We start from the raw sequence: 14370 nt of genomic DNA on the forward strand, positions 1-14370 counted from the left end.
ACGCCAGCAAGCCCGAGCCCAATGCCTAGCCTCAACGTCCCGCAGTCGCGCTTCCTGGCGCTGCCGCACAAGTTCAAGGCGTTCGTGGCGGGCTTCGGCTCGGGCAAGACGTGGGTGGGCGGCGCCGGGCTGTGCCGGCATGCATGGGAGTTCCCGCGCATCAATGCCGGCTACTTCGCGCCGACCTACGGCCAGATCCGGGACATCTTCTATCCCACGATCGAGGAAGTGGCGGCCGACTGGGGCCTGATCGCGAAGGTGAACACCTCCAACAAGGAGGTTCACCTGTACAGCGGGCGCCGGTACCGCACCACGATCATCTGCCGGTCGATGGACGACCCGGGCAAGATCGTCGGCTTCAAGATCGGTAAGGCGCTGGTCGACGAGCTCGACGTCATGCGCAAGATCGAGGCAGAGACGGCGTGGCGCAAGATCATCGCGCGGATGCGCCAGGTCGCGCCCGGGCTGCTGAACGGCATCGACGTCACGACGACGCCCGAGGGCTTCAAGTTCGTCTACGAGCAGTTCGTCAAAGCGGTGCGGGAGAAGCCCGAGCTGCGCGCGCTCTACGGTCTGGTGCAAGCCAGCACCTACGAGAACGCCAAGAACCTGCCGGACGACTACATCTCGTCGCTCCGCTCGTCCTACCCGGCGCAGCTGATCGCGGCCTACCTGAAGGGACAGTTCGTCAACCTGACGGCCGGCAGCGTCTATGCCGAGTTCAACCGGCGCTGAACCACACCGACGAGGCGATGGCGGAGGGCGAGCCGCTGCATGTGGGCCTCGACTTCAACGTGCTGAAGATGGCCGCGATCATCTACGTTATCCGTGGTGGCCGGCCCCGCGCGGTGGCCGAGCTGACTGGCGTGCGCGACACGCCGGAGATGGCGCGCCTGCTGAAGGAACGGTACCGGGACAAGGGCCACAACGTGGTGATCTACCCGGACGCCAGCGGCCGCGCCACCAGCAGCAAGAGTGCCAGCGAGTCGGACCTGTCCATCCTGCGCGCGGCTGGCTTCCTGGTGCGCGTGGGCACGACCAACCCGGCGGTGAAGGATCGCGTCTCGTCGGTCAATGCCCTGATCCTGAACGACCAGGGCGAGCGCCGGTTGCTGGTCAACACGCACCTGTGCCCGGTCTACACCGAGGCGCTGGAGCAGCAGCCCTACGACAAGAACGGCGAGCCCGACAAGACTACCGGGCACGACCACCCGAACGACGCCGGCGGCTATCCGCTGGTCAACCTGTGGCCGATCGTCAAACCGACGGCCCAACGCACGAAGCTCCAAGGCGCCTGACATGCCCGTTGACACCAAGCACCCCGACTACACCGCGGCCCTGCCCAAGTGGCAGAAGTGCCGCGACCTGGTCAAGGGCGAGGAAGCCGTGCATGCCAAGGGCGAGGTCTACCTGCCGAAACTGTCGGGCCAGGACGACGACGCGTATGGCGCGTACAAGATGCGCGCCATGCTCTACAACGCCACTGGCCGGACGCTGGAGGCGCTGACCGGCCTCGTGTTCCGCCGGCCGCCGACACTGGAGCTGCCCGCTGGCATGGCCGCGGTGCAAGACGACGCCGACAGCGCCGGCACGCCGCTGCTGACGCTCTGCGAGCGCGTCGTGGACGAGCTGCTGCAGGTGGGCCGCTTCGGCCTGCTGGTCGACTATCCGACGCAGCAGAACGGCGCGATCACCGTCGGCCAGGCCGAGAGCATGGGCCTGCGCCCGTTCGCGGCGGTGTACACGACCGAGGCGATCATCAACTGGTCGACCGGCCGTGTAGGCAACCAGACCGTGCTGACCCAGGTGGTGCTGGTCGAGTCGGTCGAGGTGCGGACCGACGAGTTCACGGTGGAGTCCAAGCCGCAATACCGCGTGCTGGACCTGCTCGACGGCGTCTACCGCGTGCGCTTGTACCGTCCCGACATCGCACAGAACGTGCCGGTGAGCGAGATCTTCCCGCTGATGCAGGGCAAGCCGATGGGCTTCATCCCGTTCGTGATCTGCAACCCGAACGGCATCAGCTGGGTGGTGGCCAAGCCGCCGATGCTGGACCTGGTCAACGTCAACCTGTCGCACTACCGCGGCACGGCCGACTATGAGCACGGCCTCCACTTCACCGGCCTGCCGACCGCTGTCATCACCGGGCACTCGTCGCAGGGCGTGAATGACGACGGCACGGTCAGCAATGAGATGTGGTCCATCGGCTCGGGCGAGGTGTGGGTACTGCCCGAACAGGGCGCCAATGCGTTCTACCTCGAGTTTCAGGGCGCCGGCCTGACGCAGCTGAAGGACGCGCTGCAGGGCAAGATCGAGATGATGGTGACGCTCGGCGCGCGCATGCTGGCGCAGGAGAAGAAGCAAGCCGAGGCCGCGCAGACAGCCGAGATCCACCGATCCGGCGAGAACAGCGTGCTGGCCTCGGTGGCCAACGCGGCCAGCGCGGCGATCACCCGCGCGCTGGAGTGGATGCGCGACTGGATGGGGCAGGGCGGTGACGTCGGCGCGCGCCTGAACACCGACTTCCTGCCCACCGGCCTCACTGCGCAGGAGATCACGGCGCTGGTGGCTGCGTGGATGCAGGGGGCGATCAGCTGGGAATCGCTGTTCGACAACCTGGTGCGCGGTGAGGTGGTGGCCGACGGCACCACGGCGGACGACGAGCGGGCGCGGATCGATGCCGGCATGCCTGCGCTGGCGCCGCGCTCGGCCACGCCCCCGGCTGGCGGGGAGTAACCCATGCCGCGCAACCTCTCGGAGATCCTGGCTGCGCAAGCTGTCTCCCGGCAGCTGGACCTGAATCGTGTGATCGGCCACGAGTCCAACCTCGTGCTGACGGTGATGGAAGGCCTGCTCGCCGACGTCGAGAAGAAGATCGGCGCCCGAGCGCTGACCGACTTCCAGAAGGACCGGCTGAATCGCCTGCTCTCCGATGTGCGCGGGCTGGTGTCCGACAGCTACGACCAGATGCAGGGCGACCTGTTCGGCGATCTGAAGGATCTGGGCCAGCAGGAGACGAAGTGGGTGCTGTCGAGCACGAACGGCGCCGTTGGCGTCGACCTGATGCAGTCGCTCGCGCCCACGGTCACACTGCGCGCGCTGGTGGATACCGGCCTGTTCCAGGGCGCGCCGCTGGGCGATTGGCTGGCGCGGCAGGCTGGCGACACCGCGTTCCGCTTCGTCAACGAGATCCGCATGGGCGTGGCCGCTGGCGAGACCAACGCCAAGATCGTGCAGCGCATCGGTGGCTCGACGCGCAAGGGCCTGACCGGCGTCATCGAGACCAGCCGGCGCAATGCGGAGGCGCTGGTGCGCACGGCGGTGCAGACGGTCAGCAACCGTGCGCGCGAGCTGACGTGGGCAGAGAACGACAGCCTGGTGAAGGGCAAGCAGCAGGTCAGCACGCTGGACGGCCGCACGTCGGACATATGCATCGCCTACTCGGGCGCGTCGTGGGACCTGCAAGGCAAGCCAATCAACGGCACCGTGCTGCCCTACAACGGCGGGCCGCCGCGGCACTTCAACTGCCGGAGCACGATCATCCCGCTCCTGCGGTCGTTCCGTGAGCTGGGGCTGGATGCGGACGAGTTCTCGCCCAGCACGCGCGCCAGCATGGACGGGCAGGTCGCTGCCGACCTCTCGTTCTCGGACTTCCTCGCCGGCAAGGGCAAGGCGTTCCAGGACGAGGCGCTCGGCAAGGGCCGCGCCGAGATGTGGCGCACTGGAAAGATCACGCTGGCGCAGCTGCTCGACCAGCGCGGCAATCCGCTGACGCTGGTGCAGCTGCGCGCCAAGTACGAATAACCGACGCCCGCCGGCCGAGCCGCGCGGGCGTTTTTCATTGGGGCCGAGCCCCGCAACCCATCCCTGAGGGAAACCATGCCACTGGACCGCAAAGACCCCGAGGTCATCGCACTGATCGAGGAAGTGACGGCTGCCGCGACCGAGGCGCTGAGCGCCAAGAACCGCGAGCTGCTGGGCGAGGTCAAGACGCTGAAGGTGAAGGCCAAAGGCGCCGAGATCGACCCGGCAGAGCACGCCGCTCTACAGCAGCAGATCGAGGACCTGACGGCCAAGCTGGACAAGGCCGTGAAGGACGGCGCCAAGACGGTCGAGAAGCTGACGCAGGACCTGGCCACGAAGGACGGCGCCCTGTCGCAGCACCTGATCGACGGCGGCCTGACCGACGCGCTGGCGAAGTCCGGCGTCGCCCCGCAGTTCATGGACGCGGCCAAGGCCCTGCTGAAGGGCGCGGCCACGATCAAGGACGGCGCGGCGGTGATCGGCGACAAGGCGCTCGGCGATCACGTCAAGGAGTGGGCGGCCAGCGACCAAGGCAAGCACTTCGTTGCGGCGCCTGCGAACGGTGGGGGCGGTGCCCCCGGTGGCAACGGCAACAACAATCCCCCGGCGGGCAACATGGGCGGCACGCGCGAAGAGCGCAAGGCAGCCCTCGCCGCCAAGTATCCCGAACTTCAGAAATAGCGAGGTCTTGAATCATGTCCCTGTCGCAAATGCAGGTCTTCAACAAGTACTTCATGCCCGCGATCATCGAGACGCTGGCGCAGGAAGTCGACAAGTTCAACGCCGCATCGCGCGGCACCATCCGGCTGACCACGGACGGCTTCGAGGGCGACTTCCTGCAGGAATCGTTCTTCGCGTCGATCCACTCGGCCCGCCGCCGCGTGAACCGCTACGCCGCGCAGGCCGCCGCCACGGCGACCGACCTGACGCAGCTCAAGCGCTCGTCGGTGAAGATCGCCGGCGGCTTCGGCCCGATCCGCTACGAGCCGTCGCAGATGACGTGGCTGGAGAAGCCGAGCGCCGAAGGCATCGAGGTGGCCAGCCGCAACTTCGCCGAGGCGCTGCTGCAGGACCAGCTCAACACCGCGATCGCGTCGCTGGTCGCGGCCCTGAGCAACGTCGCTGCGGTCACCAACGACGTGAGCGCGACTGCCGGCATCAGCCAGGGCGTGCTGAACAGCACCTATGCCAAGTTCGGCGACCGCTCGCCGCTGATCCTGGCCAACGTGATGACCGGCGAGGTCTATCACAAGCTGATCGGCCAGAACCTCACCAACGCCCAGAATCTGTACGCGGCCGGTGGCGTGCAGGTGATCGACATCCTGGGCCGCGCGCACATCGTCACCGATGCGCCGGCGCTGTACCAGGCAGGCACGCCCAACAAGCAGAAGGTGCTAGGCCTGGTGGATTCGGCCGCGATCGTGCATGACGGCAGCGACGTCATCACGAACATCCAGACCACCAACGGCCAGACGCGCATCGAGACCACGATGCAGATCGACTACTCGTTCGCGCTGGGCCTGAAGGGCTTCACGTGGGACGAGGCCAACGGCGGCAAGTCGCCGTCGGACGCGGCGCTGGCCACTGGCACCAATTGGGACCAGATCGTGACCAGTATCAAGGACGTTGCCGGCGTGATCGCCATCGGCGACCAGTCCAAGAACTGATGACCCCGGGCCCTTCGGGGCCTGGCCATCGCACTGACGAGAGCGACCATGGAAAAAGAAGTGAACGACATCTGGTATCTGGCGGGCCCGTTCTTCCGCTACGAGCAGGACGTGAAGGCCGAGGCGCGCCGCGCTGGCCTGCGCATCATCGACGCCAACGTGACCGACGACCGCACCGGCGAGGCCGACAAGGTGCCGAAGGTCACCCTGAAGCCGGAGTACCGACCGGCCAAGCCCGAGGCCGACAAGGTGCTGAAGGATCCCGCCTGATCAGCGTCTGCTGACCATTGCCGCTTCTGACGGGGCGGCTCTGGTGAGCTGATGAAGGAACGAACATGGCAATCGTTGTCGAAGACGGCACCGGCAAGCCCGATGCTAATAGCTACGTGAGCGTGGCCGAGGCTGACGCCTACCACGCGGATCGCGGTAATACCGCCTGGGCCAGCGCCACGGCCAAAGAGGCCAAGCTGATCAACGCCACCGCCTACGCGGACAGCATGTATCGCTTCCAGGGGCAGGCGGCCGGCACCACGCAGGCGCTGGAATGGCCGCGCGCTGGCGTGACTGGCATCCCGAAGCGCGTGAAGGACGCAGTGTGCGAGCTGGCGCTGCGCGCGCTGGCCGGGCCGCTGGCTGCGGACGTCAAGCCCGACCAGGTCACCGAGACGACTGTCGGCCCGATCACCAAGAAATACGGCGCCCAGCGCAACGACGGCCGCGTGCGCTATCCGCTGGTCGACGGCCTGCTGCGCCCGCTGCTGCTGGTGACGGGCGGCAATGTCCCGCTCCTGCGCGTATGACGATCTACGATGAAATGGCCGCGATGGCCGACGAGCTGCTGCGCGAGTTCGGCAAGGCGCTGGTGCTGCGCCGCGTGACGGCCGGCACCTATGACCCGGGCTCGAGCTCGGCCCAGCCGGCAACCGCCGACTATCCCGCGACCGGCGCTCTGTTCGACTATGCGCTGCTGGCCGCCGGCCAGACGTTCCTCGCCGACACGGTGATCCAGGTGGGCGACAAGCAGTGCCTGATGTCGCCCGCCGCCGTGCCGCTGCCTGTCACTGGCGACTTGGTGATCGACGGCGCCGACACGTGGCAGGTGCAGAACGTGAAGGCGGTGAACCCGGCCGGCACCCCGGTGCTGTACGAGTTGCACGTGAGGCGCTGACCATGGCCCAGAACGACGAGTTCCGGCGGAAGTTCGCCGCCTTCGTGGAGCGCGCCAAAGGCAATCAGCAGCAGGTGGTGCGCAAGGTCGGGCTGGACCTCCTGAGCAGCCTGGTGCTCAAGTCGCCAGTCGACACGGGGCGCTTTCGCGGCAACTGGCAGGTGCAGTACGCGCTGGCACCCAAGACGCTCGATCTGGTGGACCGCGCCGGCACGTCGACGATCTCGGCCGCCGCGCTGGACCTCTCGCATCTCCAGGTCGGCGAGACGGTCTACCTGATCAACCATCTGCCGTATGCCGTGCCGCTGGAGTACGGCCATTCGCAGCAGGCGCCCGCCGGCATGGTGCGCATCACCCTGACCGAATTCGACCAGTACCTGACCCGCGCGGTGGGAGATCTGAAGCAATGAGCAATGCACTGGTGCGCAAGGGCCTGGAGACGCGGCTGAACGCCATGGCCCCGGCGCTGGCCACCGCCTGGCAGAACGTCTCGTTCAAGCCCCCGCCGGGCACGCCGTATCAAGAGGTGCACCTGCTATGGGGCGCGCCTGAGAATCCAGCCTTCGGCAGCTATTACCGTGAGGTGGGCGTGTTCCAGGTCTCGCTGATGTATCCGCAAGGCACTGGGCCGGCCGCCGCAGATGCGCGCGCCGCCGCGGTCCGTGACTGGTTCAAGCGCGGCACCACCATCCACGTCTTCCCGGACGGCGCCTCGATGGTGCTCGACTTCGTGAACCAGGTGTACCAGCTCGATCCGGGCCTCGACGTCATCATCGAGCGCACGCCGGCCATCGCCGACGGTTACCAGGACGGCGACCGCTGGCGCGTGCCGATCAGCATCCCATTCTTCGCCAGCGTCTCGGGTTGACGCCGGCCAGCATCATCAACGCCTCGCCTCGCGCGGGGCATTTCTTTTTTGGAGCAAGAAAATGCCCAACGCAAAGGGGTTGTTCAAGCAGCTGCGCTACAAGGTGCAGTCCGGGCAGGGCGTGGCGGCTGGCACGAGCGGGGGGCAGATCCTGCGCCGCGTCACCTCGGACCTGTCGCTCACCAAGGACACCTACCAGTCCAACGAGATCCGGTCCGACCAGCAGATCTCCGACTTCCGGCACGGCGTGCGCCGCGTGGGCGGCACGGTCAACGGCGAGATCTCGCCCGGCACCTACGCCGACATGCTCGCAGCCATCCTGCGCCGCGATTTCGCCGCTGTGACGGCCATCGCCGGCGCCAGCATCACCATTGCGCTGGGCTCGGTGTTGGGCAACGTGCAGACCTACACGGTCACGCGCGCGGCCGGCTCCTACCTGACCGATGGGATCAAGGCTGGCGACGTCGTGCGCCTGACCGCTGGCGGCTTCAACGCGGCCAACATCAACAAGAACCTGCTGGTGCTGTCGCTGACCGCGCTGGCGCTGACTGTGATGCCGCTGAACGGCGTGGCGCTCGTCGCCGAGGGCCCGATTGCCAGCGCCACGGTCACCGTGCCGGGCAAGAAGACTTTCGTGCCGACCAGTGGGCATCTGGACAAGTACCTGACGTTCGAACACTGGTTCGCGGACATCGCGCAGTCCGAGCGCTTCGTCGACTGCAAGCTGGCGCAGCTCGACATCAACCTGCCGGCGACCGGCATGGCCACGGTGGCAGCGCAGGTGCAGGGCCTCGACATGGTCGCGGGCACCTCGGCCTACTTCACGGCGCCCGCGGTGGAAACAACGGCCGGCACGGTCGCGGCGGTGAACGGCGTGCTGCTCGCCTCGGGTGCGCCGGTGGGCCTCGTCACCGGCCTGAGTGCGTCCATCAATGCGAACCTGACCGGCGACCCGGTGGTCGGCCAGAACACGCTGCCGGACCTGTTCCCGGGGCGTGTGGTGGTGACTGGCCAGTTCACGGCCTACTTCCAGGATGGCGTGCTGCGTGACGCCTTCGTGAATGAAACCGAGATGGCCATCGGTGCGGTGTTGACCACCAGCGGCGCGGCCGCCGCCGACTTCATCGGGCTGAACATGGCGCGCGTGAAGCTGGGCAGCGCAGGCAAGGACGACGGCGAGAAGGCGCTGATCCAGACCTTCAGCTACCAGGCACTGCTGGCCATCAACGGCGGCGCCGGCACGTCCAGCGAGAAGACCACCATCTCGGTGCAGGACTCGCTCGCGTAAGACGAGCGGTCGGGACAGAGCTCCCACCCATGGGCAGTTCGCGGGCCGGCAATTGTGCTGGCCCGCATCTTTTTGGAGCAATGGAACATGGAACAGAACACGACCGCGCCGTCGCGCTCGATCGCATCCCTCAACCTGGTCAAGGCGAGCGAAACAGGCTTCGAGTTCGAGCTGAAGAGTTCCGGCGGCGAAGGCCTGGGGGTCTTCATTACCGTGCGCGGTGACCACTCCGACACGGTGAAGGCGGCCAACCGCAAGCAGATCAACGAGCGGCGCGAGCGCGCTTTCGTGGCGGCCAAGAAGGGCGAGGCCCTCGGGCCCGATCCGGTGGAGGACGACGAGGCCCGCGCGATCGAGGGCGCCGTGCTGCGCACGATCAGCTGGCGCGGCCTGGACGAGCCGTGCACGCCCGAGAACGCGCGTCTGCTGCACACCGTCAACCCGGAGGCGCGCGCGCAGGTCTACGCCGCCGCGGCAGAGTCGGGAAATTTTTTGAAGGCCTGACGACCGAGATCGTTGAATACGCGAAGCATCAGGCGGCGCTGGACGAGCGCTTGCCTGATGGGTCGACCGTCAGGCAGAACCTCGAATCGGTGGCGCGCCAGATCGGTCGCCGCCCCGAGGGGCTGGACGGCCCCGTGCTCCCCCCGGCTGGATTCCAGGTCTGGGAATGGTTCATGGAGCTGAACAACACGCGCCAGGCCGGCATGGGGCTGCCCCCCATCACCTACCCCGACATGCAGGCGTTCTTCAGCATGATCGGCGAGCACCCGGCGCGCTGGCAGATCACGGCGATCCGCCGCCTCGACGCTGTGGTGCTGGCCGCCGCAGCAAAACGCACCAAGGCATAGAAAAATGGACATCGCATCCCTCGGCATCGCCATGGATACCGCCGGGCTGAAGCGCGGGGAAGATGCGCTCAACCGGGCGACCCAGACGGCGGGGCGCACGGCCGATGCCATGGACAAGGTCGGCACCAGCGGCAGCAAGGCGTCGGACGGCATCGGCGGCACCGGTGCGGCAGCCGACGGCGCGCGCGTGTCGCTGGACCGATACGACCAGTCCGCGCGCCAGGCCGGCCGCTCGATGGACGACCTGCAGGAGAAGAACCGCTCGTTCACGGACTCGCTGAAGGACTTCGCCATCGGCGCCACGGCGCTCAACGCCGTCGGCCAGGCGGTGCGCGGGCTGATCGACGGCCTGGCCGAGATCCCGAAAGGCGTGTTCGATTCCGTCCGCGCCATGGCGGAGCTGCAGGCGCAGGTCGACAAGATCACCGTGGGCCTGAAGTTCTCGAACGGCGGCGACGCGGCGACCGGCGCGCGCGATCTGTCATTCCTGCGGGACGAGGCCAACCGGCTCGGCCTGGACCTGAACGTCGCGGCCAATTCCTTCGTGAAGCTCTCCGCCGCTGCGCGCGAGACGACGCTCGAAGGGAAGGGCGCGCGGGACATCTTCCTCGCCATTAGCGAGGCGTCGGCGGTCATGCACCTGTCGGCCACTGAGTCGGAGGGCGCGCTGCTGGCCATCAGCCAGATGATCAGCAAGGGCACGGTGCAGTCCGAAGAGTTGCGCGGCCAGCTCGGCGAGCGCTTGCCTGGCGCGTTCCAGACCGCGGCGCGCGCGGTGGGCGTCACGACGGCCGAGCTGAGCAAGATGCTCGAGCAGGGGCAGGTGATCTCGTCCGACTTCCTGCCCAAGTTTGCCGCCCAGCTGCGCAAGGAGCTGGCCGGCTCGGTGGAGGAAGCGGCGAACAGCACGCAGGCCTCCCTCGGGCGCATCGACAGCGCATGGACGGACCTGAAGCGCACGGTGGCCGACTCCGGGCTCGGCCAGGCCGCCGCTGCCCAGCTGAACATCCTCACGGACGCCATGAACGACGTGACGTCGTCGATCCGGCGCGCGAAGACGGAAGGCGCAGGCTTCTGGGGGCAGCTCGGCGCCGGCACAGGCGCTGTAGGCCGCTTCCTGAACCCGGTCAACGCGTTCGGCTATGACGCGCAGTCGCTGAAGGGGTTGCAGCAGCAGCGCGACCAGCTGATGGCCGACCTGAAGGATCCCAGCCTGGACGTGTTCCAGCGCGGGCAGAAGGGCTACAACCTCCAGCAGCTGCAGAAGCGCCTGGCCGAAGCGCAGGCGGTCGCTGAACAGCAGCGAGTGACGAACACGCCGAATCTGTCCGACGTGATGGGCCTGGGCGTCGACCAGCGCAAGCAGGATGAGGCGGAGGCGCGTACGCGCAAGTTCCTGACCGACGGGAAGAACCTCACGAAGGCCGAGAACCGCGACAAGGACCTGAAGGAAGTCGACGACGGCTTTAAGACGGCCACCGCCGGCATCGAGAAGGGCAGCGACCTGTACGACAAAGCCGTCGCAGCGGCGGCCGCGCGCAAGCAGGAGATCTGGGACAAGTACAACAAGGCGGGCAAGTCCGCCAGTTCCAGCGCGCAGCAGAATGTCCTGGGCGGCGAGATCGCGCAGCTCGAAGGCAGGGCCCGGCAGCGCGAGGCCATCCTGAAGGGGGAGCTGACCGACCTGGAGACGCTGCGCAACCAGGGCCTGCTGTCAGAGCGCGAGTACATCGAGAAGAGCTTCGACGCCAAGCAGCGCGCGCTGATCGACGAGAAGGTGATCGCCGAGAAGCAGGCCGACGTCGCCGGCGGCCGGAAGCAACTCGCCGAGCGCGAGCGCTATGCCGCCAAGGTCGAAGAGATCGAGGAGAAGCTCGCCAACAGCGAGAAAGAGCGCGCGAAGGCGCTCAGCGAGGTCTACAAGAAGCTGGAGGACTCCCGCAAAGAGGTGATGCTCAATGTGGCGGCCTACGCMGCGTCACGCGACCGGGAGGCAAGCCGGGATCTCGGCAGCCTCGGGCTGGGCGATAACGCGCGCGAGCTGAACCAGATCCTGGCGCGCACGGAAGAAGAGTTCCGTCGCCAGCGCGAGACCCTGACAAAGCGCGCGTCCAAGTCCGGCCTGCTGGATACGCAGGAGTACAAGGATTCTCTCTCCGAGCTGGATTCGGCCATGCAGGCGCAGCTGGAGCGCGAGCGCGGCTACTTCCAGCAGCGCCTGGACATGCAGTCGGATTGGACCATCGGCGCGTCGCGCGCGTGGGAAAACTACCGCGATTCGGCTGCCAACGTGGCCGGCCAGGTGGAAAGCCTGTTCTCGCGTGCGTTCTCGTCGATGGAAGACGCACTGGTCAGCTTCGCAATGACCGGGAAGCTCAACTTCAGCGATTTCGCCAAGTCGGTGATCTCGGACCTGATCCGGATCCAGACGCGCGCGGCGCTGTCGGGGCTGTTCCAGATGGGTCTGAGCGCGCTGGGCAATTCGGTGCTTGGCGCCTATGGCGATGCGACGGGCACGTCGGTCGGCGGCGTCTACGGGCCGGAAACGCAGGCCGGGCTGGACAACCTGGTCGCAAGCGCGAGCACGCGCGCGGGTGGCGGCGGCATGCAAGAGGGGCTGCCGTACCTGGTGGGCGAGCAAGGCCCGGAGATCGTCGTACCTACATCTTCCGGAAATGTCGTTCCGAATCAGTTGCTTGCAAAGCAGGCTGCGCCAGCCGCCGCGCCGTTGTCGATCGAGTTTCACAACACCTACAACATCGACAGCCGGACGGACCGCGCGGACGTGATCGCCGCGATCCAGCAGAGCCAGCAGCAGACGAAGGCCCAGATTCTGGACAGCATCAATCGCGGCGGGCAGTTCGCGCCCAAACGGTAACCCATGGCAATCCTGACCTTTCCAGACGACATCCTGCCGTCCAGTGCCATGTTCGGCCTGCAGTCCAACACCGAGAGCTTCACGTCGCCGCTGAACCGGGCGACGCAGACCGTGGAGCGGCCGGGCGCGCTGTGGAAGGCGCGCCTGACCTTCACCACGATGAACCTGCAACAGCAGCGACGCCTGAAGGGGCTGCTGGCCGCGCTCAATGGCATGGCGGGCCGGATCTACCTCTGGCCCCACGGTTCGCCGGTGGCGGACATCGCCGCGACGCCGCCGGCCGCGACGATGATCCTGGACTTCATCAACCAGTCCTACCAGATCAACGGCAACCCGGTGGTGAACGGCGCGCTCTCCGACTTCCGGCTACTGCCGACGAAGTACTGGCCGGCCGCCACCATCGTGCTGCGCGCGGGCGAGTTCCTCGAAGTGGGCGGTGAGCTGAAGATGGTGACGGCGGACGTCACGAGCGACGCGGCCGGGCTGGCGTCGGTTCCGGTGGCGCCGCCATTCCGCAAGGCGCCGGCCAACCTGGCGGTAGTGACTCTCGACAAGCCGAAGGCACTGATGCGGCTCGCCAGCGACGTGTGGGAATTCGTGAGCACGCCGGCCTGGCGGCATGAATCCTTCTCCGTGGACTTCATCGAGGTTCCCTCATGACGCGCGCGCTCGACATCGCGACCGCGGCCGCGGTCACGGCGGGGCATGTTCCGCACCTGTTCTTCGCGCAGATGGATTTCACGCAGCCGCTGCGCGTTTGCAGCGCCGGCTACAACGTCGACTGGAACGGGTACACGTGGCTCGGTGCTGGCATGCTGGGACGCATCGAGCCGATTCAGGAGCAAGCCACTTTAGAGGCGACGGGCGTGCGGATGACTATCTCGGGTGTCCCGACCGAGGTAATTGCTATCTCGCTCGCGGAACAGTACCAAGGTAAGCCCTGTCAGGTCTGGTTCGCGCCATTGGGCGAGGACTTGCAGATTGCCTATCAGCCCATGCGGATCTTTAGCGGCCGTATGGACACCATGTCAACCGAGGTGGGCGACACCGCGACGATCACGGTGACGGCGGAGTCAAGGATGGTGTCCTGGGACAAGGCGCGGGTGCGGCGGTACAACAACGAGGACCAGCAGAGCCGGTATCCCGGCGACCGGGGACTCGAGTACACGCCGCAGATGGTTGAGAAGCAGCTCATGTGGGGACGTTGATGGTGCGATTGGAAGACTGGCCGCGGCGCCTCGCTGCATTCATTGAAGCCCGCCAAGCGCGGGCTTTTTCATGGGGCGACAGTGACTGCTGCCTGTTCGTGTGCGACGCGATCGAGGCAATGACCGGCGCCGACCCCGGCGCGCGGTGGCGCGGCCTCTATGCGAGTGAGAAGGGGGCGCGTCGCGTGCTGCGAGACAACAGCGGTGTGACTGGTATCGCAACCATGGTGCTGGGAGCGCCGCAGCCGCCTGCGCTGGCGGGGCGCGGCGACGTGGTGCGGATCGATACACCCTACGGGGAAGCCCTCGCCGTGTGCCTCGGAGGCTTGATCGCGGCACAAGGTCTGAACGGCATCGAGTTTCTTGCGGCGTCCGAGGCGAAAGCCGCGTGGAAGGTATAGGGAGAGCACATGCCACCGGCAATCATTCCTGCTATCGCAGCGGCAGTCGGCGTGGCCGCGGGGACGGTCGCCTACTACGCAATCACCGCGGTTGTGTACTTGGCCTTCTCGCTTGCCATGGGCGCCCTGATGGGGGCCATCTTCAAGCCGCGCTCCAACAACGGCTTTGCGGCGGAGGCACAGGGACGCACGCAGATCGTTCGATCCAACGTGCAGCCTCGCAACATGGTGTACGGC

At 67.0% G+C, this 14370-nt stretch carries 17 protein-coding genes and 1 pseudogene; all 18 read left to right on the top strand.

The genetic code is table 11. From position 1 onward, the window contains the following. Positions 1–21: 21 nt before the first annotated feature. Positions 22–1298, top strand: a pseudogene (locus AC1DO7_RS32255) (terminase large subunit domain-containing protein). A 1-nt stretch (position 1299) separates the two neighbouring features. Next, positions 1300–2736, top strand: a complete 1437-nt coding sequence (locus tag AC1DO7_RS32260) for a DUF4055 domain-containing protein (RefSeq protein ID WP_441616347.1) — start codon at positions 1300–1302, stop codon at positions 2734–2736. Positions 2737–2739: 3 nt separating this feature from the next. Beyond that, on the top strand, positions 2740–3804 hold the full coding sequence (locus AC1DO7_RS32265) for a phage minor head protein (protein ID WP_441616345.1): 1065 nt from the start codon (positions 2740–2742) through the stop codon (positions 3802–3804). Positions 3805–3879: 75 nt separating this feature from the next. Continuing rightward, positions 3880–4485 (top strand): hypothetical protein, encoded by a 606-nt coding sequence (locus AC1DO7_RS32270; RefSeq protein WP_441616343.1) that lies wholly within the window; start codon positions 3880–3882, stop codon positions 4483–4485. Between the two features lie 14 nt (positions 4486–4499). Continuing rightward, a complete protein-coding gene (locus tag AC1DO7_RS32275) occupies positions 4500–5471 on the top strand; it encodes a major capsid protein (RefSeq protein ID WP_441616341.1) in 972 nt (323 codons plus the stop codon). Positions 5472–5519: 48 nt separating this feature from the next. Beyond that, complete coding sequence (locus AC1DO7_RS32280; protein ID WP_441616339.1) at positions 5520–5741, top strand: hypothetical protein; 222 nt, start codon at positions 5520–5522, stop codon at positions 5739–5741. A gap of 65 nt (positions 5742–5806) precedes the next feature. Then, positions 5807–6271 (top strand): DnaT-like ssDNA-binding protein, encoded by a 465-nt coding sequence (locus AC1DO7_RS32285; RefSeq protein ID WP_441616337.1) that lies wholly within the window; start codon positions 5807–5809, stop codon positions 6269–6271. Continuing rightward, entirely contained in the window at positions 6268–6639 is a 372-nt protein-coding gene (locus tag AC1DO7_RS32290) for a hypothetical protein (protein WP_441616336.1), read from the top strand. The genes AC1DO7_RS32285 and AC1DO7_RS32290 overlap by 4 nt, the downstream gene beginning before the upstream one ends. 2 nt (positions 6640–6641) lie before the next feature. Next, on the top strand, positions 6642–7049 hold the full coding sequence (locus tag AC1DO7_RS32295) for an HK97 gp10 family phage protein (protein ID WP_441616334.1): 408 nt from the start codon (positions 6642–6644) through the stop codon (positions 7047–7049). Next, positions 7046–7507 carry a phage tail terminator-like protein gene (locus AC1DO7_RS32300; RefSeq protein ID WP_441616332.1) on the top strand — a complete coding sequence of 154 codons (462 nt, stop codon included), beginning with the start codon at positions 7046–7048 and terminating at the stop codon, positions 7505–7507. The genes AC1DO7_RS32295 and AC1DO7_RS32300 overlap by 4 nt, the downstream gene beginning before the upstream one ends. A gap of 61 nt (positions 7508–7568) precedes the next feature. After that, on the top strand, positions 7569–8795 hold the full coding sequence (locus tag AC1DO7_RS32305) for a phage tail tube protein (RefSeq protein ID WP_441616330.1): 1227 nt from the start codon (positions 7569–7571) through the stop codon (positions 8793–8795). A 54-nt stretch (positions 8796–8849) separates the two neighbouring features. Beyond that, positions 8850–9299 carry a hypothetical protein gene (locus AC1DO7_RS32310; protein WP_441616328.1) on the top strand — a complete coding sequence of 150 codons (450 nt, stop codon included), beginning with the start codon at positions 8850–8852 and terminating at the stop codon, positions 9297–9299. 50 nt (positions 9300–9349) lie between these two features. Further along, a complete protein-coding gene (locus AC1DO7_RS32315; RefSeq protein ID WP_441616326.1) occupies positions 9350–9646 on the top strand; it encodes a phage tail assembly chaperone in 297 nt (98 codons plus the stop codon). Positions 9647–9650: 4 nt separating this feature from the next. Then, positions 9651–12524: a phage tail tape measure protein gene (locus AC1DO7_RS32320; protein ID WP_441616324.1), complete on the top strand. Its 2874-nt coding sequence runs from the start codon at positions 9651–9653 to the stop codon at positions 12522–12524. Between the two features lie 3 nt (positions 12525–12527). Continuing rightward, positions 12528–13184 (top strand): hypothetical protein, encoded by a 657-nt coding sequence (locus tag AC1DO7_RS32325; protein ID WP_441616322.1) that lies wholly within the window; start codon positions 12528–12530, stop codon positions 13182–13184. Further along, on the top strand, positions 13181–13732 hold the full coding sequence (locus tag AC1DO7_RS32330) for a hypothetical protein (protein ID WP_441616320.1): 552 nt from the start codon (positions 13181–13183) through the stop codon (positions 13730–13732). Before AC1DO7_RS32325 ends, AC1DO7_RS32330 begins: the two co-directional genes overlap by 4 nt. Then, complete coding sequence (locus AC1DO7_RS32335) at positions 13732–14133, top strand: DUF6950 family protein (RefSeq protein ID WP_441616318.1); 402 nt, start codon at positions 13732–13734, stop codon at positions 14131–14133. Before AC1DO7_RS32330 ends, AC1DO7_RS32335 begins: the two co-directional genes overlap by 1 nt. A gap of 9 nt (positions 14134–14142) precedes the next feature. After that, positions 14143–14370, top strand: a 228-nt coding sequence (locus tag AC1DO7_RS32340; RefSeq protein ID WP_477117022.1) for a hypothetical protein, incomplete at its 3' end; no start/stop codon positions are given.

Source organism: Cupriavidus sp. 05N40, assembly GCF_056397305.1.

Excerpts from the sequence above, each read along its gene's own strand:
- AC1DO7_RS32280 (WP_441616339.1), top strand. The coding sequence starts at position 5,520 with ATGGAAAAAGAAGTGAACGACATCTGGTATCTGGCGGGCCCGTTCTTC.
- AC1DO7_RS32305 (WP_441616330.1), top strand. The coding sequence starts at position 7,569 with ATGCCCAACGCAAAGGGGTTGTTCAAGCAGCTGCGCTACAAGGTGCAG.
- AC1DO7_RS32275 (WP_441616341.1), top strand. The coding sequence starts at position 4,500 with ATGTCCCTGTCGCAAATGCAGGTCTTCAACAAGTACTTCATGCCCGCG.
- AC1DO7_RS32325 (WP_441616322.1), top strand. The coding sequence starts at position 12,528 with ATGGCAATCCTGACCTTTCCAGACGACATCCTGCCGTCCAGTGCCATG.
- AC1DO7_RS32300 (WP_441616332.1), top strand. The coding sequence starts at position 7,046 with ATGAGCAATGCACTGGTGCGCAAGGGCCTGGAGACGCGGCTGAACGCC.
- AC1DO7_RS32260 (WP_441616347.1), top strand. The coding sequence starts at position 1,300 with ATGCCCGTTGACACCAAGCACCCCGACTACACCGCGGCCCTGCCCAAG.
- AC1DO7_RS32330 (WP_441616320.1), top strand. The coding sequence starts at position 13,181 with ATGACGCGCGCGCTCGACATCGCGACCGCGGCCGCGGTCACGGCGGGG.
- AC1DO7_RS32290 (WP_441616336.1), top strand. The coding sequence starts at position 6,268 with ATGACGATCTACGATGAAATGGCCGCGATGGCCGACGAGCTGCTGCGC.
- AC1DO7_RS32265 (WP_441616345.1), top strand. The coding sequence starts at position 2,740 with ATGCCGCGCAACCTCTCGGAGATCCTGGCTGCGCAAGCTGTCTCCCGG.
- AC1DO7_RS32335 (WP_441616318.1), top strand. The coding sequence starts at position 13,732 with ATGGTGCGATTGGAAGACTGGCCGCGGCGCCTCGCTGCATTCATTGAA.
- AC1DO7_RS32270 (WP_441616343.1), top strand. The coding sequence starts at position 3,880 with ATGCCACTGGACCGCAAAGACCCCGAGGTCATCGCACTGATCGAGGAA.
- AC1DO7_RS32295 (WP_441616334.1), top strand. The coding sequence starts at position 6,642 with ATGGCCCAGAACGACGAGTTCCGGCGGAAGTTCGCCGCCTTCGTGGAG.
- AC1DO7_RS32285 (WP_441616337.1), top strand. The coding sequence starts at position 5,807 with ATGGCAATCGTTGTCGAAGACGGCACCGGCAAGCCCGATGCTAATAGC.